We start from the raw sequence: 4335 nt of genomic DNA, 5'->3' as shown, positions 1-4335 counted from the left end.
GCCGCCCCCGCGCGGCGCCCCCCGCGCCCCCCGCCCCCGCCCCCCGCCGGGCCCGCCCTCGCCGGGGCCCACCCGTACTCCGGTCGCCTCGGGCCCCGGCCCCAGCTGCTCCGGATCGAGAAGGAACGTCGGACCATGACCGCCACCCGCCTGCTGCCGCCCGCACCCCGCACCCCTCCGGCCGCAACCGCCGGGGAGTGGCGCGAGGCGTTCACCGACCGCCACCAGTGCGTCGCCGTCGTCCGGGCCCACGCCCGGGCGTTCCTGGTCCGGGCCCACCTGCCGCGCCCGCTGTGCGAGGACGCATCAGCGAACTCGTCACCAACGCCGTCCGCCACACCTGCGGACCGGGCACCCTCCGGCTGACCCACGGTCCGGGCGGGGTCGAGGTCGCGGTCAGCGACACCAGCCGCCTGCTGCCGCAACCCCGCGTCGCCGACACCGACACCGCCCTGAACGGGCGCGGCCTGGCCCTGGTCGCAGCGCTCTGCGACGCCGTCTCCGTCAGCCTCGACACCGGCAGCGGCAAGACCGTCCGTGCACACCTGGCGCCCTTGCCCTCCGCCCCGCCGTCCCGGCCCGCCCCGGTCGCCGCGAGGCCCCCCGGCCCGAGCCGCAACTGGTAGCGCAGGCCGCGGCCGGAGCCACCCGCGCAACGGCACCCCACCCCCTTGTCGACCGAACGGGACAAGGGGGAGCGCCGTGTGCGCCGACCGTCCGGGCCGGCACGTACCGGCCCCGGTACCGGCACCCATCCGGTCCTGCCCCGACCTCCGAATGGCCGGTGTGAGCACACCACCCGAGCGCCTGACGGACACCCAGCAGACCGGCCCGCGACGGCACTGGCCGCGGACCCTGGCACACGCAGCCGCGGCCGGCGCCACCGGTCTGACCGCCGCAGCGCTCGCGGTCGCGGTGGGCGAGGTGACCGCCGCGTTCACCGGCCCGGGCAGCGCCCCTGTCATCGCGGTCGGCTCCGCGGCGATCGACCTGACCCCGACCTCGCTCAAGGAGTACGCCGTCCGCTCCTTCGGCACCCATGACAAGACCGTGCTGCTCACCGGCATCTACACCGTGATGGCCCTGCTCGCCGTCCTCGCCGGCCTGATCGCCGCCCGACGGCCCGCCGCCGGCGCGGCCGTCATCGGACTCTTCGGCGGCCTCGGCGTCTGGGCCGCCGCCTCCCGGCCGACGGCCGCTGCGGGCGACGCCCTCCCCTCGATCGCCGCCGGCCTGGTCGGCGCCGCCGCGCTCTGGTGGCTGGCCCGCCTGCTTCGCGCCGCCACCGCGCCGGAGCGCGCCGACCTCCCGGCGGATCCCGTCCAGGTCGACGGCTCCGGCTCCGGAGACGGGACGGGCGAGGACCATCCCTTCGCCCGCCCGAGCCGGCGCACCGTCCTGGTCGCCACCGGGGCGACTGCCGCGGTGGCCGCCCTCGGGACCGTCGGCGGCCGCCGACTGGCCGACAGCCGCAACGACATCACCGCCGCCCGGAACGCCGTACGCCTGCCCGCTCCGGCCGTCCCCGCACCCGCGCTGCCCCGCGGCGTCCACCCGGCAGCCCCCGGCCTCACCACCTTCGTCACACCGAACGCCGACTTCTACCGGGTCGACACCGCCCTCACCCTCCCGCGGATCGACCCCCGCGACTGGTCGGTGCGGATCCACGGCATGGTCGACCACCCGACGGTGCTCTCCTTCGACGAGCTGCTCCGCGAGCCACTGGAGGAGCTGGACTACACCCTCACCTGCGTCTCCAACGAGGTCGGCGGCACCTATGCGAGCACCGCCCGCTGGATCGGCGCCCCGCTGCCCGCCCTGCTGCGCCGGGCCGGTGTCCGTTCCGGCGCCGACCAGCTGGTGGGCCGCTCCCGGGACGGCATGACGATCGGCACCCCGCTGGAGTCCGTCCTCGACGGCCGCCGGGCCCTGCTGGCGGTGGCGATGAACGGCGAGGCGCTGCCGGTGGCGCACGGCTTCCCCTGCCGTTCCCTGGTGCCCGGCTTCTACGGCTACACCTCCGCCACCAAGTGGCTGGTCGACCTGGAGGTCACCAGATTCGCGACGTTCGACCCGTACTGGGTGAAGCGCGGCTGGGACCGCACCGGCACGGTGAAGACGGCCTCCCGGATCGAGGTCCCCGCGCCGTTCGCCCGCGTCCCCGCCGGCGACGTCCTGCTGGCCGGCACCGCCTGGGCGACCCACCGCGGCATCGGCGCCGTCGAGGTGCGGGTCGACGGCGGGCCGTGGGAGCGGACAGACCTCGCCGCGGACGCCGGGCCCGACCTGTGGCGCCAGTGGTCGCACACCTGGCGCGGTGCGACGGCCGGCACCCACCGCATCGAGGTCCGTGCCACCGACGCCGCCGGCCGGACCCAGCCCGAGGCCCGGACGCCGCCCTTCCCCTCCGGGTCGACCGGCTGGCACAGCACGGTCGTCACCATCACCTGAGCGCCGGGGACCCAACCGGGCCATCGAGAAACGCGCTGGTCCAACCAGTTGACCAGTGCTGGGTGCGGGTGCATGCTGACCGCCATGACGCAGCAGACCATCCGGCGGGAAGCGGTCTCCGACCAGCTGTTCTCGCTGCTCAAGGACAGGATCCTGAACGGCGCGCTGCCGCCCGGCGGCGCGCTCACCGCCGAGCGCGACCTCGCGGCCGAGTTCGGGGTCAACCGGCACGCCGTGCGCGAGGCGGTCAAGCGCCTGCAGCAGGCCCGGCTGGTGGAGGTGAGCCAGGGCGGGCGCACCCGCGTCCTCGACTGGCGCGCCTCGGCCGGGCTGGACCTCGTGCTCGACGCCTCGGCAGCCACCGGTGCCCCCGCCGCCCTCGCCGGGCTCCAGCGCGACGCCCTGGAGATGCGGGCCTGCATCGGCGCGGACGCCGCCCGGCTCTGCGCCGAGCGCTGCTCGGCCGAGCAGGCCGCGGCGATCACCGCGGCGGCCGCCGGCTACGGGCGGATCGGTCCCGACCTCGCCGAACTCGGCGCCGCGGACATCACCTGGTGGCGCCTCATCGTCGAGGGTTCCGGCAACCTCGCCTATCTGCTCGCCTTCAACAGCCTGGTCGGCGGTCTGCTCCCGGTCGGCGCCGTGCCACCCGCCGACCGCGCCGACGAACTCCTCGACGTGGCGGCCCACGTGCGGCTGGCCGCCCTGATCGCGGCCCGCGAACCCCGGCAGGCCGAGCGCGAGGCCCGCGCCCTGCTGACGCGCGCCGTCCCCGCCCCGTCCACCGCGCCCGCCCCGTCCACCGCGCCAGCCGGAAAGGCCGCCGACCCCCGGCAGGGGGCGACCCGGTGATCCCCGCGATCTTCTACGCGATACCCGCGTTCGTACTGCTCGTCATCGTCGAGGCACTGTCGTACCGCTTCCTGCCGGACGACGACGAGTACGGCTACGAGGTGCGCGACACCGCGACCTCCCTCTTGATGGGCGCCGGCAGCCAGGTGGTCGGACTGCCCTGGAAGGCCATCGCGGTGCCGGCCTATGCGGGTCTGTACGCCCTGGCGCCCTGGCACCTGTCGGCGGGTTCGGTCTGGACGTGGGCGCTGCTGTTCTTCGCCGACGACCTCGCCTACTACGCCTTCCACCGGGCGCACCACCGGGTGCGGCTGCTCTGGGCGAGTCACGTGGTGCACCACTCCAGCGTCCGCTACAACCTGTCGACGGCACTGCGGCAGAGCTGGACGCCGATGACCTCGCTGCCGTTCTGGCTGCCGCTGGCCGCGCTCGGCATCCAGCCCTGGATGATCCTGCTCCAGCAGTCGGTCAGCCTGGTGTACCAGTTCTTCCTGCACACCGAGCGGGTCGAGAAGCTGTGGCGGCCCGTCGAGTGGTTCTTCAACACCCCGTCCCACCACCGGGTCCACCACGGCTCCAACTCCGTGTACCTGGACCGCAACTACGGCGGCATCCTGATCGTCTGGGACCGGCTCTTCCGGAGCTTCGAGCCCGAGGGCGAGCGGGTGGTCTACGGCCTGACGAAGAACATCGCCACCCACAACCCGCTGCGGGTGGCCTTCCACGAGTACGCGGCAGCCTGGCAGGACGTCCGGCGGGCCGGGCGCTGGCGCGACCGGGCGGGCCACCTGTTCGGGCCGCCCGGCTGGCAGCCGAAGGCGGAGGGCTGAGGTGGCCGCGCTGTTCCGGCTGCTCGCCGCGCTCGACCTGACCGGCGTGGCACTGCACCCCCGGGGTCGAGTGGGCCGCCAAGCCACTGCTCGCACCGCTCCTGGCCCCATCTGGGACTGCTACGGCAGCGGCACCCGGTCCAACCAGGTGTGGACGCTGCGCTGAGCACGGCTGCCGCCCCGGACGGACCCGGCGCTGTCG

General features: G+C 75.3%; 6 protein-coding genes. All 6 read left to right on the top strand.

Translation table 11 applies throughout. The annotated features are described in order from the left end of the window. Positions 1-135 precede the first annotated feature (135 nt). The 6 genes from ACFV0G_RS35990 to ACFV0G_RS35965 all read left to right on the top strand — a co-directional run bounded on the left by ACFV0G_RS35990 (position 136) and on the right by ACFV0G_RS35965 (position 4299). Entirely contained in the window at positions 136-366 is a 231-nt protein-coding gene (locus ACFV0G_RS35990; RefSeq protein WP_380557020.1) for a hypothetical protein, read from the top strand. After that, positions 294-626 carry an ATP-binding protein gene (locus ACFV0G_RS35985; protein ID WP_380557018.1) on the top strand — a complete coding sequence of 111 codons (333 nt, stop codon included), beginning with the start codon at positions 294-296 and terminating at the stop codon, positions 624-626. The genes ACFV0G_RS35990 and ACFV0G_RS35985 overlap by 73 nt, the downstream gene beginning before the upstream one ends. A 151-nt stretch (positions 627-777) precedes the next feature. Continuing rightward, positions 778-2451 (top strand): molybdopterin-dependent oxidoreductase, encoded by a 1674-nt coding sequence (locus ACFV0G_RS35980; protein WP_380557016.1) that lies wholly within the window; start codon positions 778-780, stop codon positions 2449-2451. Between the two features lie 84 nt (positions 2452-2535). Next, positions 2536-3303 carry a FadR/GntR family transcriptional regulator gene (locus ACFV0G_RS35975; RefSeq protein WP_380557014.1) on the top strand — a complete coding sequence of 256 codons (768 nt, stop codon included), beginning with the start codon at positions 2536-2538 and terminating at the stop codon, positions 3301-3303. After that, on the top strand, positions 3300-4133 hold the full coding sequence (locus ACFV0G_RS35970; protein WP_380557012.1) for a sterol desaturase family protein: 834 nt from the start codon (positions 3300-3302) through the stop codon (positions 4131-4133). Before ACFV0G_RS35975 ends, ACFV0G_RS35970 begins: the two co-directional genes overlap by 4 nt. Position 4134: 1 nt before the next feature. After that, positions 4135-4299: a hypothetical protein gene (locus tag ACFV0G_RS35965; RefSeq protein WP_380557010.1), complete on the top strand. Its 165-nt coding sequence runs from the start codon at positions 4135-4137 to the stop codon at positions 4297-4299. Positions 4300-4335: the final 36 nt, after the last annotated feature.

It is taken from the genome of Kitasatospora sp. NPDC059571, assembly GCF_042735675.1.
Taxonomy (GTDB): Bacteria; Actinomycetota; Actinomycetes; order Streptomycetales; family Streptomycetaceae; genus Kitasatospora.
Note: the sequence above shows the minus strand (reverse complement) of the source record. Positions and strands in the feature narration are given on the sequence as shown.